Source organism: Peribacillus sp. NPDC096448 (assembly GCF_044762675.1).
GTDB lineage: Bacteria > Bacillota > Bacilli > Bacillales > DSM-1321 > Peribacillus > Peribacillus frigoritolerans_B.
In genome coordinates, this window is sequence record NZ_JBIWEU010000009.1 from 201,747 (window position 1) to 219,933 (window position 18,187).

19 protein-coding genes and 2 riboswitches are annotated in these 18,187 nt (G+C 42.9%); of the genes, 14 read left to right on the forward strand and 5 right to left on the reverse strand.

Annotated elements, in window-relative coordinates; translation table 11 throughout:
* Positions 1–138: 138 nt before the first annotated feature.
* From ACIQ0C_RS16735 to ACIQ0C_RS16750, 4 genes are all read left to right on the forward strand, one after another.
* Positions 139–1,311 (forward strand): acyl-CoA dehydrogenase family protein, encoded by a 1,173-nt coding sequence (locus tag ACIQ0C_RS16735; protein ID WP_403061950.1) that lies wholly within the window; start codon positions 139–141, stop codon positions 1,309–1,311.
* Positions 1,312–1,338: 27 nt separating this feature from the next.
* Complete coding sequence (locus ACIQ0C_RS16740) at positions 1,339–2,913, forward strand: class I adenylate-forming enzyme family protein (RefSeq protein ID WP_403061953.1); 1,575 nt, start codon at positions 1,339–1,341, stop codon at positions 2,911–2,913.
* A 444-nt stretch (positions 2,914–3,357) separates the two neighbouring features.
* On the forward strand, positions 3,358–4,785 hold the full coding sequence (locus ACIQ0C_RS16745) for an alanine/glycine:cation symporter family protein (RefSeq protein ID WP_403061956.1): 1,428 nt from the start codon (positions 3,358–3,360) through the stop codon (positions 4,783–4,785).
* A 167-nt stretch (positions 4,786–4,952) separates the two neighbouring features.
* Positions 4,953–5,171 carry a YozQ family protein gene (locus ACIQ0C_RS16750; RefSeq protein WP_370022896.1) on the forward strand — a complete coding sequence of 73 codons (219 nt, stop codon included), beginning with the start codon at positions 4,953–4,955 and terminating at the stop codon, positions 5,169–5,171.
* A 110-nt stretch (positions 5,172–5,281) separates the two neighbouring features.
* Here ACIQ0C_RS16750 and ACIQ0C_RS16755 read toward each other — a convergent pair whose 3' ends face one another.
* The 5 genes from ACIQ0C_RS16755 to ACIQ0C_RS16775 all read right to left on the reverse strand — a co-directional run bounded on the left by ACIQ0C_RS16755 (position 5,282) and on the right by ACIQ0C_RS16775 (position 8,157).
* Positions 5,282–6,127 carry an energy-coupling factor ABC transporter ATP-binding protein gene (locus ACIQ0C_RS16755; RefSeq protein ID WP_403061960.1) on the reverse strand — a complete coding sequence of 282 codons (846 nt, stop codon included), beginning with the start codon at positions 6,125–6,127 and terminating at the stop codon, positions 5,282–5,284.
* Between the two features lie 18 nt (positions 6,128–6,145).
* Positions 6,146–6,922: a cobalt ECF transporter T component CbiQ gene (gene cbiQ, locus ACIQ0C_RS16760; RefSeq protein ID WP_403061963.1), complete on the reverse strand. Its 777-nt coding sequence runs from the start codon at positions 6,920–6,922 to the stop codon at positions 6,146–6,148.
* Positions 6,909–7,220 carry an energy-coupling factor ABC transporter substrate-binding protein gene (locus tag ACIQ0C_RS16765; RefSeq protein WP_095390296.1) on the reverse strand — a complete coding sequence of 104 codons (312 nt, stop codon included), beginning with the start codon at positions 7,218–7,220 and terminating at the stop codon, positions 6,909–6,911. Before ACIQ0C_RS16765 ends, cbiQ begins: the two co-directional genes overlap by 14 nt.
* Before the next feature lies 1 nt (position 7,221).
* On the reverse strand, positions 7,222–7,965 hold the full coding sequence (locus ACIQ0C_RS16770) for an energy-coupling factor ABC transporter permease (RefSeq protein ID WP_402841218.1): 744 nt from the start codon (positions 7,963–7,965) through the stop codon (positions 7,222–7,224).
* A gap of 33 nt (positions 7,966–7,998) precedes the next feature.
* Positions 7,999–8,157, reverse strand: coding sequence for a hypothetical protein (locus ACIQ0C_RS16775; RefSeq protein WP_403061966.1), 159 nt, complete (start codon positions 8,155–8,157; stop codon positions 7,999–8,001).
* A riboswitch (cobalamin riboswitch) is annotated at positions 8,141–8,336 on the reverse strand. (Overlaps the previous gene by 17 nt.)
* A gap of 200 nt (positions 8,337–8,536) precedes the next feature.
* Positions 8,537–8,726, forward strand: a riboswitch (cobalamin riboswitch).
* Positions 8,727–8,877: 151 nt separating this feature from the next.
* Between ACIQ0C_RS16775 and ACIQ0C_RS16780 the strand changes: the two genes are divergently transcribed.
* From ACIQ0C_RS16780 to ACIQ0C_RS16825, 10 genes are read left to right on the forward strand one after another with little or no spacing between them, the layout of a single operon-like run.
* Complete coding sequence (locus ACIQ0C_RS16780) at positions 8,878–9,246, forward strand: (2Fe-2S) ferredoxin domain-containing protein (RefSeq protein WP_402841223.1); 369 nt, start codon at positions 8,878–8,880, stop codon at positions 9,244–9,246.
* A 14-nt stretch (positions 9,247–9,260) separates the two neighbouring features.
* Positions 9,261–10,898: a precorrin-3B C(17)-methyltransferase gene (gene cobJ / locus ACIQ0C_RS16785; RefSeq protein WP_403061969.1), complete on the forward strand. Its 1,638-nt coding sequence runs from the start codon at positions 9,261–9,263 to the stop codon at positions 10,896–10,898.
* Between the two features lie 18 nt (positions 10,899–10,916).
* Positions 10,917–11,837 (forward strand): sirohydrochlorin chelatase, encoded by a 921-nt coding sequence (locus ACIQ0C_RS16790; protein WP_403061972.1) that lies wholly within the window; start codon positions 10,917–10,919, stop codon positions 11,835–11,837.
* Positions 11,834–12,604, forward strand: a complete 771-nt coding sequence (gene cobK, locus ACIQ0C_RS16795; protein WP_403061975.1) for a precorrin-6A reductase — start codon at positions 11,834–11,836, stop codon at positions 12,602–12,604. The genes ACIQ0C_RS16790 and cobK overlap by 4 nt, the downstream gene beginning before the upstream one ends.
* Before the next feature lie 12 nt (positions 12,605–12,616).
* Entirely contained in the window at positions 12,617–13,264 is a 648-nt protein-coding gene (locus tag ACIQ0C_RS16800; protein WP_402841234.1) for a precorrin-8X methylmutase, read from the forward strand.
* A 5-nt stretch (positions 13,265–13,269) separates the two neighbouring features.
* Positions 13,270–14,382, forward strand: coding sequence for a cobalt-precorrin-5B (C(1))-methyltransferase (locus tag ACIQ0C_RS16805; protein ID WP_402841237.1), 1,113 nt, complete (start codon positions 13,270–13,272; stop codon positions 14,380–14,382).
* Entirely contained in the window at positions 14,366–15,580 is a 1,215-nt protein-coding gene (cbiE, locus tag ACIQ0C_RS16810) for a precorrin-6y C5,15-methyltransferase (decarboxylating) subunit CbiE (RefSeq protein WP_403062092.1), read from the forward strand. Before ACIQ0C_RS16805 ends, cbiE begins: the two co-directional genes overlap by 17 nt.
* The gene (cobI, locus tag ACIQ0C_RS16815; protein ID WP_402841240.1) at positions 15,573–16,280 is read left to right on the forward strand and encodes a precorrin-2 C(20)-methyltransferase; all 708 of its coding nucleotides are present in this window, start codon (positions 15,573–15,575) and stop codon (positions 16,278–16,280) included. The genes cbiE and cobI overlap by 8 nt, the downstream gene beginning before the upstream one ends.
* On the forward strand, positions 16,277–17,053 hold the full coding sequence (cobM, locus tag ACIQ0C_RS16820; RefSeq protein ID WP_403061978.1) for a precorrin-4 C(11)-methyltransferase: 777 nt from the start codon (positions 16,277–16,279) through the stop codon (positions 17,051–17,053). Before cobI ends, cobM begins: the two co-directional genes overlap by 4 nt.
* A complete protein-coding gene (locus tag ACIQ0C_RS16825) occupies positions 17,050–18,174 on the forward strand; it encodes a cobalt-precorrin 5A hydrolase (RefSeq protein ID WP_403061981.1) in 1,125 nt (374 codons plus the stop codon). Before cobM ends, ACIQ0C_RS16825 begins: the two co-directional genes overlap by 4 nt.
* Positions 18,175–18,187: the final 13 nt, after the last annotated feature.

Below are 18,187 nucleotides of genomic sequence, written 5' to 3' on the forward strand. Positions count from 1 at the left end.
TTTTTGTTTACATCAATTTTTTTTATATTTACATCATATATCCTTATTTTACTTAAATATTATTTACGTTTAAAATTAATTTTATAATATTTAAAATATTTGAAAAGTACACAACGATAAAAGTGAAAGGGGAAAATCATGGTAACGACCCAGGAAGAAAAATTAGAGGTACTTCAAACAAAGTTGCAGGATTTCATTCAAAATGAATTGCTTCCATATGAACAGGAGCATGGATTGAACGCTGAAGAGGATATTCCGATGGAAGCCATAAAATGGGCAAGGACACGTTCCAGGGAATTGGGCTTTTACGGAATTAACCTCCCTGAAAAATATGGTGGACAAGATGTAAGCTTAAAAGGATTATGCATGTTCAAGGAAGAATTGGCACGTTCCGGGGCGGTTTTATGGGGGCAGGTTATAGGGGAGATTGGCGGGCCGCTAAGAATTGGTCAGATGTTGGAAAGTTTTACACCGGAGCAAATAGAAAAATATGTGATGCCCGTTGTGACGGGAGAAGCAAGCTGCTGCTTTGCCCTTACAGAACCCAATGCCGGTTCGGATGCCTTTGCTATCGAAACAACAGCCGTTAAAGACGGAAATGATTATATATTAAACGGAAAAAAACATTTTATCAGTGCTGCACCCTATGCTGATTTCGCCATTGTCATAGCGAAAGAAACCCAACAAGGAGAAAAAGAAAGGATCACTGCTTTCCTAGTTGATAAAAAAACACCCCAACATCCTGGGTTTGAACTAGGAGACATTCAAGTTCCCCTATCAGGAGAACGCATACATGCTGAATTGAATTTCAATCAATGTCGGGTGCCTGCCGCCAATATTATCGGTGAGCCAGGAAAAGGATTGCTGCTCGGATTAAAAAGAATAAACACAAATCGCGCATCCCATGCCGCCGGCTTCATCGGAATGGCTCAACACCTACTCGATTTATCTATTGTACATGCTAAAACGCGAGTCCAACATGGCCGGCCCATCGGTGACTTCCAGGCAATTCAGCATATGCTCGCAGAAATGGCGACGGAAATCTATGCAGCAAAGTGCATGGTCTATGATGTGGTTGAAAAAATTGATCAAGGAAAAGAGGATCGGGCCGGCACGTCGATGGCCAAGCTGTTTGCTTCAGAGGTAAATAGCCGTGTGGCTGACAAGGCTGTCCAAATCTTTGGCTCCAAAGGCTTGGCAAAAGGGCATCCAGTAGAAAAAATGTACAGGAGTGCACGGATGTATCGGATTCTGAGCGGAACGTCAGAGATTCAAAAAAATACAATTGCCAAAGCACTATTAAAAGGGTAAAAACTTTTTCGAAGGAGGAAAAAATATATGCTGCATAAGTTGACATTTCAGTCACTGATGAATAAAGGAATGAAACGATTCGGCGAACTGCCAGCTATTACCTTATTGCCAAACGGAGAAACGATAACCTACGAGGAGTTATGGAAGAAAACAGAACTTATAACTTCTTATTTACTGCGTTTAGGTGCAGGAAGGGGCGTCCGCATAGCGACCATCATTCCAAACAGTTTGGAAAGTGTGATGTTTGGTTTGGCCGTCCAGCAATGCGGGGCTACCTTAGTGCCATTAAGTGAAAAACTGGGGAAACGAGAAATACAATTCATTTTAAAGGAAGCAAAACCAGAAGTGGTCATAATTGCTACACAGACACACTTTGACACCTTCTTTGAGTATTTAGGAGAAATGAAGAAGGAAGATGTTCATGTCATTGGGCTCCCAGGCTTTAATATTCATTATCCGGAGGAGTTTGAACGGTTTCAATGGCCTGGTGAAATAAATAATTTAGACTTGCCATTAGCTGGAGAAGATGACATTGCCCTTCTGTCCTATACAGGAGGGACAACGGGTACACCCAAAGGCGTCATGCATTCCCAGAAAGGACTCGGGGCAGCCATACTTTCTGCAGCCATCGAAGACCCGCTGGACGACCGTGACCGGGTATTGCTAAGTACGCCCATTGTGCATTCAGCTGGTTCATTACTTTGGAGATCCCTTGTTTCGGGCGTCCATATCTATGTGATGCGCTCATTCGACGCTGCAGCATTCATACAGGCGATAAAGGAATATAAAATTACGACGACATTCATGGTACCGACCATGTTATACAGGCTCCTTGATCAGACAAAGAAGATGGAATATGATATGAGCTCCATGCGCAATATCTTCTACGGCGCGTCACCGATTTCTCAAAAGCGCCTTAAAGAAGCTTTTGAAGTATTTGGCCCTATCATGCGTCAGCAATACGGCATGACAGAATGTAATATTGTCATTAGCAGATTATCGAAGAGCGCTCATGTTTGGGCTTATCATAATAATTCGGAGATTTTGAAAAGCTGTGGAAAACCATGCATTCTTACTGAAGTTCGAATGATAGATGAGAATGGAAATGATGTAAAACCAACCGAGCTTGGAGAAATCATCGTAAAATCACCAGCGATGATGGTGGGCTATTATCAAAGGCCGGATCTCACCCAAGAATACATCCGTGATGGCTGGTTCTACACCGGGGATATTGGCAAATGGGATGAAAGCGGTTACCTTTATATTGTAGATAGGAAGAAAGATATGATCATTACAGGCGGGATGAACGTATATTCTTCAGAAGTGGAGCGAGTGGTGAACCAGCACCCTTCTGTTGCATTAAGTGCTTGCATCGGCGTTCCCCATCCAGATTGGGGAGAAGTAGTGTGTGTCGTGGTAACACTGCGTGAAGGATTGAGCTGTACTAGTGAGGAATTAATTGATTTCTGCAAACAAAGAACCTCAAAGTATATGGTTCCTAAAGTAGCCTACTTTCTTGATAAGTTTCCATTAACGCCTATCGGAAAAATAGATAAGAAAGAATTAAGAAAGCTGTATGCACAAGGTATTCTAACCATTTAGGAGAGGCAGAACAAGGGTATCATAACAGGCCTAATTTAACATTTACACCTACAGCAAACCGGAATATAAGATAGAGCAGAGGAATGGAAAAAAGCCTCACACGTTAATCTGGGAATCAGGACGTGTGAGGCTTTTAATATCCAAGGTGTTTTTTGAGTGTTATTGAAAATAATGGAATAAAAAAACGTTGCAGTGAATGTTAATTGAAGTGTGGAAGAATGTTTAATGATATTGAAATATTATTTTTTTTCTATCGATTCCACCAATTCATGAATGAAAAAAATTGAATGTTAGGATATAATATTATTGTATTGGAGATTCATTCTGGAATTTCCTTTTTTTTATGGGCTTCATTTGTTTATCTCCCTAATGAATCGGGAAATAAATTATAGTTGTATATGTTTTTATAATAATAATTAGAGTTAAGTAGAGGTGTTTGTCTTAATGGAGATTTTAGAAAATTTTATTAGTGAGACAAATGATGTGTTATGGTCTTCCATATTGATCATCATGTTGGTCGGATTGGGTCTTTATTTTACCATCCGCACGAAGTTTGTCCAATTCAGAATGGTAGGGGAAATGTTCAGGCTTTTGGGAGAAGGGGCCACTGCGGATAAAAAAGGTGTAACATCCTTTCAGGCATTTTGCATAAGTACGGCATCGCGGGTAGGAACGGGTAACCTTGCAGGTGTTGCCATCGCGATCACGACGGGCGGACCTGGAGCCGTTTTCTGGATGTGGTTAATAGCACTGATTGGGTCTGCTTCCGCATTCATTGAAAGTACACTTGCCCAAATCTATAAGGTCAAGGATGGGGATGCATTCCGCGGCGGTCCTGCGTATTATATGGAAAAGGCATTGAATGCCCGTTGGATGGGCATCACTTTCGCTGTGTTGATTTCGCTTACATTTGGACTAGCTTTCAACTCAGTACAAGCCAATACGATTACAAGCGCATTCAACGAATCGTTTGGGATTGAAAAGTGGGTTACGGCAATCATCTTGGCTATGGTCACGGCTGTCATCATTTTTGGCGGGATCAAAATGGTTGCAAAGGTCTCTGAAGTCATCGTTCCGATCATGGCAGGAGCCTATGTGATAGTGGCGTTGATTATCATCATCATGAACATTACCGAATTACCTGGTGTTTTTGCATTGATCTTTGAAAGTGCATTCAATGGAATAAAAGAAGTAGCTGGCGGAGTATTGGGAGCCGCCATGATGCAGGGGATCAAGCGCGGCCTATTTTCTAATGAAGCCGGGATGGGTAGTGCACCAAATGCTGGTGCTACAGCTGATGTCAGTCATCCCGTCAAGCAAGGGCTCATTCAGTCTCTAGGTGTTTTTGTCGATACACTCATCATTTGCAGTTCGACTGCCTTCATCATTTTGTTTTCTGGTCTTTATACATCGAAGGAAACGGATGGTATCGTTCTTACCCAAAATGCCCTTGGGACGGCATTGGGATCTTGGGCAGGTATTTTTCTTGCCATTATTGTACTGTTATTCGCCTTTAGCTCCATTGTGGGCAACTATTATTATGGAGAGTCGAACATTGGCTTCATCAATGAAAATAAGGTTTGGTTAAACATCTATCGCGTCGCAGTCGTAGGAATGGTGATATTCGGTTCGCTTGCCTCACTGGATTTTGTTTGGGGACTGGCTGACTTGCTTATGGCCCTTATGGCCATTATCAACCTGATCGCCATTGCATTACTAGGGAAAATTGCATTTGCTGCACTGGCGGATTATCAAAAGCAAAAGAAAAGTGGGAAAAATCCTGTTTTCCATGTGAACAATATTAAAGGTTTGAAGAATGTGGAATGTTGGGGGGACCCATCCGATAATGTGGATGGGAAGAAGGAGGGCTAAGCTCTCATTAAGCTTACATGTAAAGTCCTTGAAAGGGGATTTTACTTGTAAGCTTTTTTTGCTTTTTCCTCCTTTTTTTATCATTGCTGAATATTGCTTCGTTTTTTACACAAAATACCTTTGTCTTTAATACTGCAATGATAAAATAAAAACTAGGAGTGAAAACAATGGATAGCAAGCAATCAAAAAATGAATCTTCAGAAGTTGCGGGGAGAATATATGATGTCAGCGATTATAAACGGGAAGATCCTTTATCTTCTGGACTGGCTAGAACCCACGAACAAGTCTCGGATACTTATGCGGAGGGCGAGATAAAGGCAGTCATTGATGATGTAAACGGAAGAGATATAGAGATTGCAAAAGAAAGATCAGAGGAAGAAAAGTAATACTGGGATTTTTGTTTTTTAGGAACAAGGATTTTCGCCAGCTATTTTAAAGATATATCGGTGATCCCCTAGCTTTTGGAAAGATGAAACAGAAGCTAGGGGATACTTTATTAATAAATCCTTTCTGTCTCCAATTTTTGAAGCAATTCTTCCTTCGTTCTTGGGAAAAGGTCCCTTTCTGCAAGATTCCTTGATTGAAGAAGGGCTTGAAACATTTCAAAAACCCACGGTTTCTCCAGATGTGCCTGCAGCAAAACGTCTTCATCATGGAAAACGGAAACAGGGTCCCCTTGGTATATGACCTTACCATCGTTCATGACCACGACTTCATCAGCCCATTGGTAAGCTAAATTAACATCATGAGTTGATAGGATTATCGTTTTGTCAGGGTGGTGGATACTGTCCAGCAGATTCATGATTTGTCTGGAGAAATAAGGATCCAATCCAGCGGTAGGCTCGTCCAGGAGCCAGACATCGGGTTCCATGGCAAGTACCCCTGCAATGGCAACACGTTTTTTTTGCCCAAGGCTCAAAAAATGGGTAGGTCTGTCTTTCAGTTCCGTTACTTCCGTTTCAGCCATTGCCCAATTTACTTTCTCCTGGACTGCACTTTTATCCCATCCTAAATTCATTGGTCCAAACGATATATCCTGTTGTACATTAGCGGAAAAAAGCTGAGAGTCGGGATCTTGAAAAACGATACCGACTTGCTTTCTTAATGATAATAATGCGTTACGGTCATATTTCATTTTCTTGCCCTTAAACCTGATCTTTCCCGCAGTAGGTTGTAATAGACCATTTAAATGAAGGAATAAAGTTGATTTGCCAGCACCATTATTACCTAATAATGCAATTTTTTTACCGTGTTGTACCGATAGCGAAAGTTCTTTTAAAGCGAAGGTTCCATCTGTGAACTGATGGGTGAGGCCTTCTATATGAAAAATATGCTCGTCCATTGTTGGGTTGCCTCCAATTTACAAATATCCATTAATAAAGATTAAGCTTCCTAGTATTACAATCGTGATCAGCCAATTGCGTGAGGAATAGGCGTAAGTATCCTCGATATAAGAAAGGTTCTCCTGATAGCCTCTCGCGTTCATGGCCATCGTCAACTGTCTAGAGCGCTGCAATACTCCTAAAAATAATGATGAGATTAGTAATCCGAGAGATCGAATGCCTTTCCTTAACGAACCATATCCCAGCCGTGAAGCTTGTGATTGGTGAATGGCCAAAGCTGTATCTAAAAAAATAAAGATGAAGCGATAGGTCAATTCTATTAAATCGACCAATAAGGAAGGCACTTTAAGTTTTCGCAGCACGGATAGGATGACTGTAATGGGTGTAGTTAAGGTAAGGAAATATAAACAGCTGATACTGCCGAATACGACAGTGATCAAATTGGCCACCGTACTGACGCTGTCAACGCTGATGAATATTTGCCAGTTCCCGAACTTCCAGGACCACCATAAATCCGAAATCGAAGTAAATTTACTTGTAAAAGAAAAAAGGATGGTAATTGTTCCTGATAGTATAAAAAATCCCGGTAATAGAAGTAATTTAAAATAATAAGAAAGCGGGATTTTTGCCGCAAAAATGATTAAAGCGCTCATCACCGTAAAAGTGATGAGCGAAACGGCCATATCCCTTACCGTTAATGTAAATAGCAAAAGGGAGAGTGCAAAAACCATCTTTTCCAACGGATGTACATCCTTTAGCCCATTGAAATAGGCATATTTATCAATGAGTAACATGCTTCGATTTTTCGGGGATTTCTTGTTTGGTTTGCTTATTCCTTTGTCTCGTTACACCTATGAAATACCCAATGAAACCAGCTCCGATTGCAGCTTGCAGCGCAAATAATAAGCTCTCGGTTTCTGAACCCGGCGGCTCCCAAATACTGTTGAACCATGGCTTGTATTCCGGCTGGATTTTAGTGATGGCCTCTTCAGCTTCGCCGTCTGCACCGCCAAATTCCGTTCCTTGTTGGGTGATTAACGGTATGGTGGCAAGAATGACGACCAGGAAAAGCAGCAGTAAACTTTTTTTCATGTTAACGGGCCTCCTTAGATAAAACTCGCAGCAATTTCAATTCGCCTAGATTGTATTTTTTCAAGAAATTCATCACGACGACTGTCAATAACCCCTCACTGATTGCCAAGGGAATTTGGGTCAGGGCAAAAATCCCTGCAAATTTACTGAAAGAGGCCATGAATCCTCCTACCTCGGAAGGAAAAGCAAGAGCAAGTTGAACGGAAGTTACCACATAGGTTCCCAAATCCCCAAAAGCAGCTGCCAAAAATACGGCAAGTGAAAAAGACCACCCCAATTTAGTTGCGCCCTTGAAGACAAAGTATGCAATGAACGGTCCGCAAACGGCCATGGAAAATGCATTGGCGCCTAATGTCGTCAATCCTCCGTGAGCCAGTAAAACAGCTTGAAATAACAGAACGATGGAGCCAACGACACTCATGGCCAATGGTCCGAATAATATGGAACCCAAACCAACTCCGGTAGGGTGCGAAGAACTTCCTGTAACGGAAGGAATCTTTAGCGCCGATAATATAAATACAAATGCGCCCGATAGGCCAAGTATCATTTTTGTTTCTGGGTTTTCCCTTACTTTGGACCTAATGGACCGGTAACCCAAGATTAAAAATGGAAGCGTCAAACCCCACCAGAATATAGCCCATTCTATGGGTAAAAAGCCCTCCATTATATGCATGGCCGATGCCCGTTTTGGAACAAAAAGCAGTAAAATGACAAAATAAATAGTTTTCCAATTGGTCCTTTTCATTCTTTCTCCTTTCAACACTTATAATTTTTCTGATCAATCTTGAGAAGAAAAGCGGCGCCCAAAATAAAAAGCACTTCTCCCAAAGGAAAGAAGTGCGTAATGAACAGGAATTTTGCAGCATGAACCAACCATGGGCCATTCTGCCTGATCCGCACGCCCATCCTCGTAGGCTGAAACAGTTTCACGCTTCATGGCAGGTCTCCTGGCTTTGGTTCATCATCCCATTACATCCTTCCCATCTTATTTGACAGTGGATTTAAGTTAAAGTAATGGAACTTCCCTTTACAGTGGCGGGACCGCTCCGGATTTTCACCGGCTTCCCTTTTAAGCTGAATTCCGAAAAATTCAACACCATGAAACTTATGTAATTATTTGAAAATTCTCGTATAGTGTACCATAAAGAAATAATTCCAGCTACACTATCTTTTTTTTCGGGCCGAAGTTTGTTGCGAGGTAAGGATTGTAACTGGTTTTACACTATTAAACTTTTCTAAACAGTCGGAATAAACTATTGAATTTTGATAAAGTTGTTATATGATAGATTATGTTAGTTAGAAATGTGTAATAAAACCAAATATTTCATTTTAAAAGTGCCCTTGTGTGAATAAGCAAGGGATAATAGGGAAATCGGTGAAAATCCGATGCAGCCCCCGCTACTGTAAACGCTGATGAAATTGTCGATAGCCACTGGCATGATGCCGGGAAGGGACAAAGTAAAATGAAGCGTAAGCCAGGAAACCTGCTTTTAAAATTGCATGATACTTTTCGGAGGGAAAGGTAGAAGGACTATGACGATTTTGGGGGGATTTGGCATACTTGCCTTTAGCTCCTCATTCATATAGTTTTTTAAACCTTGACTCTTAATGTTAAGGTTTTTTATTTTGCCTTTTCCCTGAACTCAGGAGGAAGAAGATGACTACTTGGAACTTGACGGGTACAAATACGCATCTGCTGATTTGTAATGGGAGCAGCTGCATGAAAAAGGGCGGGGAAGAAGTAACCCAAGCGATTCGCGATGAAATTACTTCAAAAGGACTGGATCTGAAAATCCATACAACCAGGACACGCTGTAACGGAAGATGTAAGGATGCCTGCGTAGTGATTGCCTATCCCCAAGGAAACTGGTATCGAGTGGAAACGCCCGATTTCGGCCGGCAGATCGTCAATAATATCGATGATGGTGGGTTTGTTCCACAGATGATCTACCAATTCAATGACGGGGATATGACCCCTAATCCAGATTTTCCAGCTCATACGGGTATTTCAAAGAACAAAGCGTAAAAGGAGATGTCTTAATGAGTACAAACGGTAAATTATTCGTCGTGGGCTTTGGACCAGGGAATTTTGAACAAATTACCAAACGTGCCGTCGAAGCCCTTCAGGAAAGTGACTACATCATTGGTTATAAAACTTATGTTGAACTCATTCAGGGACTGCTTACAGATCAAACGATCATTAGTACGGGGATGACCGAAGAGGTCTCACGTGCACAGGAAGCAGTGAAACAAGCGGAGTTGGGAAAGAAAGTGGCGGTGATTTCCAGTGGGGATGCCGGAGTTTACGGAATGGCAGGGTTAGTTTATGAAGTATTGATTGAAAAAGGCTGGAAAGAAGAAACTGGAGTGGGCATTGAAGTCATTCCTGGCATTTCTGCAATCAACTCATGTGCGTCTTTACTAGGGGCTCCAGTCATGCACGATTCGTGTACGATCAGCCTCAGTGATCATTTAACTCCTTGGGAACTGATCGCGAAAAGGGTTGAAGCAGCTGCCATGGCAGACTTTGTCATTGCGCTGTATAATCCGCGCAGCGGCAGGCGGACCCGGCAAATTGTTGAAACACAGAAAATTCTTCTTCGCTACCGCTCGCCGGATACTCCTGTCGGGTTGGTGAAAAGTGCTTATCGCGATAGGCAGGATATTGTCATTACCAATTTAAAGGATATGTTGAATCACGATATTGGAATGTTGACCACCGTCATCATCGGTAATTCATCCACCTTTTTATATGACGACAAAATCATCACACCGAGAGGCTATCAAAGAAAATATACGTTGAATTCGGAAAAGCAAACATTGAAGCCTCATCAGCGACTGCAAAAGGAAGCGGAACCGTGGGCATTAGATCAAGAAGACTTAACCGAGTCCGCTGTAGGAGTTGGATTACTTACAAAAGCACCAGAAAAGAAGCCAGCTTCCTTTGAAATGGCAATGGAAGCACTGTCAAGAGTCAAGGGTCAAACCGTTCAGCAATCCATTGAGCCAATTGTTCAGCAAAAAATGGAGTCGGTATTCGAACTTGCCGTTAGTCCAGGTGTGGCGAATAAACAATTCACTCCCAAACAAATGATGACTCTTGCGGAAGTAGTCGGGGAAAAGGGAACGATGGAATACACGCCAAATCATAAAATCGTATTAAAGATTCCGACAACGGATCCGGAAGTCATTACGGGGAAATTGCAATCAGCAAACTTTTTATTATCGCCGATTGGAGATGTACTGACATTAAAAGCCTGTGATTTCTGTGATGGTGAAAAAGCGGAATCCATTCCTTATGCGGATGAAATACACCGGGTGCTTGGCGGAATGAAAATGCCCAAGGAACTGAACATCGGTTTTAATGGGTGTGGGATGGCGTGTTACAGTGCTGTTATGGATGATATCGGGATTGTCTTCCGAAAAGGGAAGTTCGACTTATTTCTTGGAGCTAAACCGGTTGGAAGAACAGCCCATCCAGGTCAGCCGGTTGCGGAAGGCATTGAACCGGAACAGCTTGTTGAACTGATTACGGACATTGTCGCGGAGTATAAGCAAAATGCCCATCCAAATGAGCGGCTTTTTAAATACTTCAAACGTTCGAAAAAGATACAGAATTTTTCTTATCAGGACATCGCTCCCAAAATAAACATAGAGCCTGCGCCTTGTGAAGACTAATCAAGAGGGGGAAAGTAAATGAAAGCAGTTTTGTTTGTAGGACACGGAAGCCGCTTGGCTTCGGGAAACGAAGAAGTCATTCATTTTATTGAAAATATGATTCCGGCATTGGATGAGAGTTTCCTAGTAGAAACGTGCTTCTTGGAATTTGCGGCACCGAATATATCCAAAGGCATTGATAATTGTGTAAAACGAGGGGCTACTGAAGTCATCGTCATACCGATCATTTTGTTGCATGCAGGACATTCGAAATTACATATCCCAGCTGAAATAGAGGATGGGAAAACCAAGTATCCAGAAGTGAAATTCACATACGGCCAAACGATCGGGGTCCACCATGATGTATTGACGATCCTGACAGACCGTCTTGAGGAAGCGGGATTCGATACGACCTCTGAACATTATGAGACAGCGATATTGCTAATTGGCCGAGGTGGCAGTGATGCTGATGCAAATAGTGATATATATAAAATTTCACGATTATTATGGGAAAAATTAAACGTTAAATGGGTCGAAACGGCCTTCATGGGTGTAACGGACCCGCACGTTGACGAAGGGATTGAACGATGCATCCGATTAGGGGCAAAAAAAATAGTGATGCTGCCATATTTCCTCTTCACTGGGGTGTTGATGGAAAGAATGGAGGATATGCTGAAAGGCTATCAAGAGCAATATCATGATCGAGAATTCATTTTAGCGAAGTATTTTGGATATCATCCAACATTACAGAACATTCTGCAAGAACGAGTTATTGAAGCCAGTGAAGGCAGGTCAAGCGGGGCACGTGATTTGGAAAACTATCGTAAACATGTCGAGGAACATGGACATGCTCACCATCATCACCATCATGACCACGACCACGGTCACGACCATCATCACGACCATCATCACGACCACGATCATGATCATGATGGGCAAGTGGTGGGGTCGTCAAAATGATTTTGTTCTTGGCGGGTACAAGTGATGCAAGGGAATTAGCGGTTGAGATGCAGCAGGTGGGATTTAAGGTTTTGGCAACTGTTGTAACCGGGTCGGCAGCTAAAAGTTTGCAAGATGCAGGCATATCCACCCGGATTGGCCGATTATCTGCAGAAGATATGACATCTTTAATAACTGCAAAAGGTTTTCAGGCTGTAGTCGATGCAAGTCATCCATTTGCCGAAGAAGCATCCAAAAACGCCCTTAACGGAGCAAAGGCAGCCAATGTTCCTTATATTCGTTATGAGCGTGAAAGTCAACGGTTTCAGAATGATAAATTGATAGTCGTCCGTGATTATGAGGAAGCTGCCAAGCTTGCCGCAGCAAAACGGGGAGTCATCATGCTTACGACCGGAAGTAAAACCCTGGCCGTGTTTGCAAAAGAATTGGTAGGGCTCGAGAATACCAGAGTCATAGCGAGAATGCTGCCTCGCATGGACAATATGGAAAAATGTGCGCAGCTGGGCATTGAACAAAAAAATATCGTTGCGATTCAAGGGCCATTTTCCAAAGAATTAAATAAAGCTCTATATGAACAATATGGGGTCACATTGATGATAACGAAAGAAAGTGGCAAGGTCGGTGCGGTTGATGAGAAATTGGAAGCCGCTTTGGAATGTGGAATAGAGACAATCATGATATCGCGACCGGATGTTGACTATCAAAATGTTCATTCAAGTTTTGATCATGTCATCGCCGAATTGAATAAACAGCTAAATCAAAATTAGGAGGAATGCAAGATGGACTTTAAAACGGATTTTAAACCACTAACGGTGGACCCAGACAAAATATATGATTATAGCTTCTCGATCATAGCTGAAGAAATGGGCAATCATGATTTTTCTGAAGATGAATGGAAGATCGTCCGCCGGGTCATTCATGCTTCAGCGGATTTTGAATTGGGAAGAAGTGTCATCATCCATCCAAATGCCATTCAAGCTGGTGTGGAAGCCATTCGCAAAGGCAGACATGTCATTGCGGATGTGCAAATGATCGAGAGCGGTACAGGCAAAAAACGATTTCAAAAGCATGGCGGGGACGTTCATTGCTATATTTCAGATCCGGATGTGATGGTCGAGGCAAAACGTTTGAATACGACAAGGGCAATCATTTCGATGCAAAAAGCCGTAAAGGAAAATGAAGGGGGCATTTATGCCATTGGCAATGCACCTACAGCTTTACTTGAGCTCATTCGCCTTATTAAAGAAGGGATTGCAAAACCGGACTTAATCATTGGAATGCCTGTTGGGTTTGTTTCTGCAGCAGAATCGAAAGAGGAACTGGCTAAGATCACAGAAGTTCCATTCATTACGAATATTGGCCGAAAAGGTGGAAGTACTGTCACGGTTGCAGCATTGAACGCGATTTCCCTTTTAGCAGATAGGTAAAAAACATGGAAAAGAAAGTGAAAAAAGACCCCTCACAAATGCGTCATGGTTATACGACGGGGGCGTGTTCGACAGCCGTGACCAAAGCGGCATTGACCGCTTTGATCACGGGGGATGCACTTGAGGAGGCAACCATTTCCTTGCCAATCGGCCGAGATGCCACTTTCACTATTGAGAAATATGAAATATCGGAAAATGCGGTTAGTGCAGAAACGATTAAAGATGCCGGAGATGATCCCGATGCCACCCATCTGGCACATATTATCTCTACTGTCAGCTGGTCGGATGTACCTGGGATTTTCCTGGATGGAGGGACCGGAGTTGGTCGTGTGACCAAACCCGGGCTTCCCGTTCCTGTAGGGGAAGCGGCCATTAATCCTGTACCGCGCAAAATGATTTTAACCACTGTGCAGCAAACACTGGAAGAATTTAAGGTCAATAGAGGCGTGAAGGTCGTCATCTCCGTACCCGCAGGTGAAGAAATAGCGAAAAAAACATTAAATGGCCGCTTGGGGATTGTGGGAGGCATTTCCATTTTGGGAACAAGGGGCACTGTCGTCCCTTTTTCCAGTTCCGCCTATATGGCAAGTATCGTCCAGGCTATCAGTGTCGCCAAAGCGAGCGGGTGTGATCATCTTGTCTTAACGACTGGCGGGCGCAGTGAAAAGTATGCAATGGGCCTGCTTCAAGACTTACCTGAGGAAGCCTTTATTGAAATGGGTGACTTTGTTGGCTTTTCACTTAAGCAATGTAAGAGGCAGGGAATTAAAAAGGTATCACTGGTCGGTATGATGGGTAAATTCTCAAAAGTGGCTCAAGGTGTGATGATGGTGCATTCTAAAAGTGCCCCGGTCGACTTTGGTTTTCTATCGGAAATAGCCCAAAGCGTCGGAGCTGACGATGATCTCGTACTTGAAATCAAGAATGCAAATACAGCGTCACAAGTCGGGGATATGATGTCAGCCATTAATAATTTTGACTTTTTTAATAAATTATGTGAATCCTGCTGTCACTCTGCGATAAACCAAGTGAAGGGCGGCATTGAAATGGAAACGGCGATTTATTCGTTAAAAGGACAATTATTGGGAAGGGCTGTTGGAATTGAGTCAATCGATTAAATTAATCGGGATAGGGGATAACGGTCAGGAAAGCTTACTGCCTCAATATGCCCAATGGATAGAAGAAAGTGAAGTGCTGGTCGGAGGTGAACGGGTTTTATCCTTCTTTCCGAACTATTCTGGCAAAAAGATTGTCATAAAGGGCGGTTTGAAAAAGGTGGTGGAACAACTGCAGGATGAAATTCGTCCAACCGTTGTCTTAGCTTCCGGAGACCCATTGTTTTATGGAATGGGAGGCTATCTTTCCAGCAAAATCAACATGGAGATTTACCCATACTTCAGTTCAATTCAGCTTGCTTTTGCAAAAATGGGGGAAAGCTGGCAAGATGCCTTCCTGGTTAGCATTCATGGCCGCAGTATGAAAGGGCTGGCACAAAGGATTGATGGAAAAGCGAAAGTTGCCTTGCTTACAGACGGTGAAAATAGTCCCAATCAACTGGCTAAATATCTCCTTTCATTTGGAATGACGGAATACCGGGCATTTGTGGCTGAAAACCTTCAAGGGGAAAGCGAAGACTCTGGCTGGTATGAACTTGATGAAATGATGGAGCGGGAATTTTCCCCGTTGAATGTCGTCATTTTGAAAAGGAAATCAGAAGGTCCAAGCTGGTCCTTGGGGATAGAAGATGAAGAATTTTCGCAGCGGAAGCCGGATAAAGGACTCATAACCAAAAAGGAAATTCGGGTATTGAGCCTGCATGCGTTGAATCTCAGGAAAAACAGCATAGTTTGGGATGTTGGGACCTGTACGGGCTCAATGGCAATTGAAGCCGCCAAGCTTGCATCCGAAGGTCAAATTTTCGCAATTGAAAAAAATGAACCTGATTTAGAAAACTGTTATCAAAACCAACGTAAATTCCGTACCGATATTACGGCGATTCATGGTAAAGCCCCACAGGGATTGGAAACTTTTCCTGATCCTGATGCGATCTTCATTGGCGGGACTGGCGGCGAAATGGGAGAGCTGATCAATATTTGCTGCAAACGGCTTAAAGAAGGCGGCAGGATCGTTCTGAATGCCGCAACGATCGAGAATCTTTACCGGGCTAATGAGGCATTTGCGGAAGCTGGTTTTCACACAGCCATCATGCATGCGCAAATCTCCAGAAGTAAGCCAATATTGGGAATGAACAGATTTGTACCGCTTAATCCGGTTTTTATCATTACTGCACAACGAAAGGAAGACATGAATGAGTAATCTTGGTACATTATATGGCCTAGGCGTGGGCCCGGGCGATCCAGAGCTTATTACAGTAAAGGCATTTCGCGTGATCCAGGAATCTCCGGTCATTGCGTATCCCAAAAAAAGGAAAGGGAGTAAAAGCTACGCCCATCGCATAGTTGAAGTTTACATTCGTCCTGAAGAGAAGGATATGCTGGGCCTTGTTTTTCCGATGACGAAAGATCAAGCCATTTTGGATCGGGAATGGAACGGAACGGTTGAAAAAGTTTGGCAAAAATTAAATGAAGGTAAAGATGTTGCTTTCGTTACGGAAGGCGATCCGCTTTTATATAGTACGTTCATACATATGATGAAATTGATGCAGGAGTTGCATCCCGAAGTCGAAATCAAGACGGTCCCGGGCATTTCTTCCTTTAATGGATCAGCGTCAAGGCTGGGCATCGCTTTGGCTGATGGTGATGATCATGTTGCAATAGTTCCTGCAAGGGATGATTATGAAGCGATGAAGAAGGCGATCGAAGATCATGATGCCGTGGTTTTCATCAAGGTGGCAAAGGTCATCGATTTAATGATCACCGTTTTAAAAGATTTGGACTTGCTTGATAAGGCCTCGGTCGTAACCAAAGTCACTTCCGATGAAGAAGTGATTTGGAAAGTGAGTGAATTGGAAGGACTTGAACTAGAATACTTAACATTGATGGTGGTGAGAAAATGAAGATATATATTGTAGGTGCCGGCCCGGGTGACCCGGATTTGATTACTGTAAAAGGATTGAACATTCTCCAAACGGCCGATGTAATTTTATATACGGATTCATTAGTGAATGAAGAATTGATTGCTAAGGCAAAACCCGATGCCGAGGTGCTGAAAACGGCTGGAATGCATTTGGAAGAAATTGTTGGCATCATGGTTGATCGTGTTAAGGAAGGAAAGATGGTTGCCAGAATCCATACAGGTGATCCTGCTATGTACGGTGCAATCATGGAACAAATTGTCCTATTGAAGAAAGAGGGCATTGGTTATGAGGTGGTTCCTGGCGTGAGTTCGGTATTCGCCTCAGCAGCGGCGATAGGAGCAGAGCTGACTATCCCTGATTTAACCCAGACACTCATATTAACGAGAGCTGAAGGACGTACGCCTGTTCCGGAATTTGAGAAGTTACGTGATTTGGCAAGTCATCATTGTACGATTGCCCTTTTCTTGAGTGCGACCTTGACCAAAAAAATCGTTAAAGAACTCCAGGAAGCCGGTTGGAAGGATGATACACCGGTCGCGGTCATTCAACGGGCAACATGGCCGGACCAAAAAATCGTTCGAACCACGTTAGTGAACTTAGATGATGCCATGCGTCAAAATGGTATCCGCAAGCACGCGATGATTTTGGCTGGATGGGCTTTGGACCCTAACATCCATGATAAAGATGAATACCGTTCCAAACTATATGATGCTAGTTTTACCCACGGTTTCAGAAAAGGTGTTAAACCATGATCATTGAATTGAAAGAAGCGGAACTTGCTCCCATTAAACGGTACCATACTTATGCGATCGTGGCGATTACAAAGCATGGTGTCGAGCTGGCACGAAAATTACATACCGTTTTTTCGAATTCCGATCTATATTACATGAGCAAGTTTGAAAAAGGGGACGAAGAGCATAAACAGATCCAGCTTTTTTCGGGCAGTGTCCGTATGCTATTGCCAGCTTTATTCAAGGAATATAAAGGAATCATATTAATTATTTCACTCGGGGCAGTAGTCAGGATGATTGCACCAATTTTAAAGGATAAGAAAACGGATCCAGGTGTCGTAGTCATTGATGATAAAGGGGAAAATGTTATCAGTGTACTTTCAGGGCATCTGGGAGGTGCAAATGAACTGACTAAGGAAGTGGCTGCAGCCATTGACGCAAGAGCTATAATCACGACGGCTTCGGATGTACAAAAAACGATTCCTGTTGACTTATTCGGCCAGCGCTTCGGCTGGATTTGGGATTCCGCAGAAAAATTGACGCCAGTAAGTGCATCCGTTGTAAATGAAGAGCATGTTGCCGTTGTACAGGAATCAGGTGAACGGAACTGGTGGCCTTATGAAACGGCATTACCTGAACGAATAATCGTATACCCATCCATTGAAGAAGCGCTTCAAGCAAAGCCGCAAGCAGCTCTGGTCGTGACTCACCGCATGCTTAACCAGTCGGAAACGAGGATCCTTGAAAATGGGATCGTATATCGTCCAAAAGTCATTGCTCTCGGTATCGGGTGCAATAGGGGAACGACGGCTGCTGAAATTGAGCTGGTGATTGCAGAAACGCTAGCCGAATTATCGTTTTCATTAAAAAGCGTTAAAGCAATCTGTACAATTTCCTTAAAGAAAGACGAAATCGGCTTGAATGAAGTGGTTGAAAAATATGGCTGGGAATTCGTGTATTATGAACCGGAAGAGCTTAATCAAGCCAAAATCGAAGCGCCGTCCGATACAGTGTTTAAATACACGGGTGCTTATGGCGTGAGTGAACCGGCAGTGAGGATTTATACTAAAGCTGAACAATTGGAGCTGGTTAAGAAAAAATCGGGGAACGTAACCATATCAGTGGGGATCATTCCTTTTTAAGGAGGGAGGAACA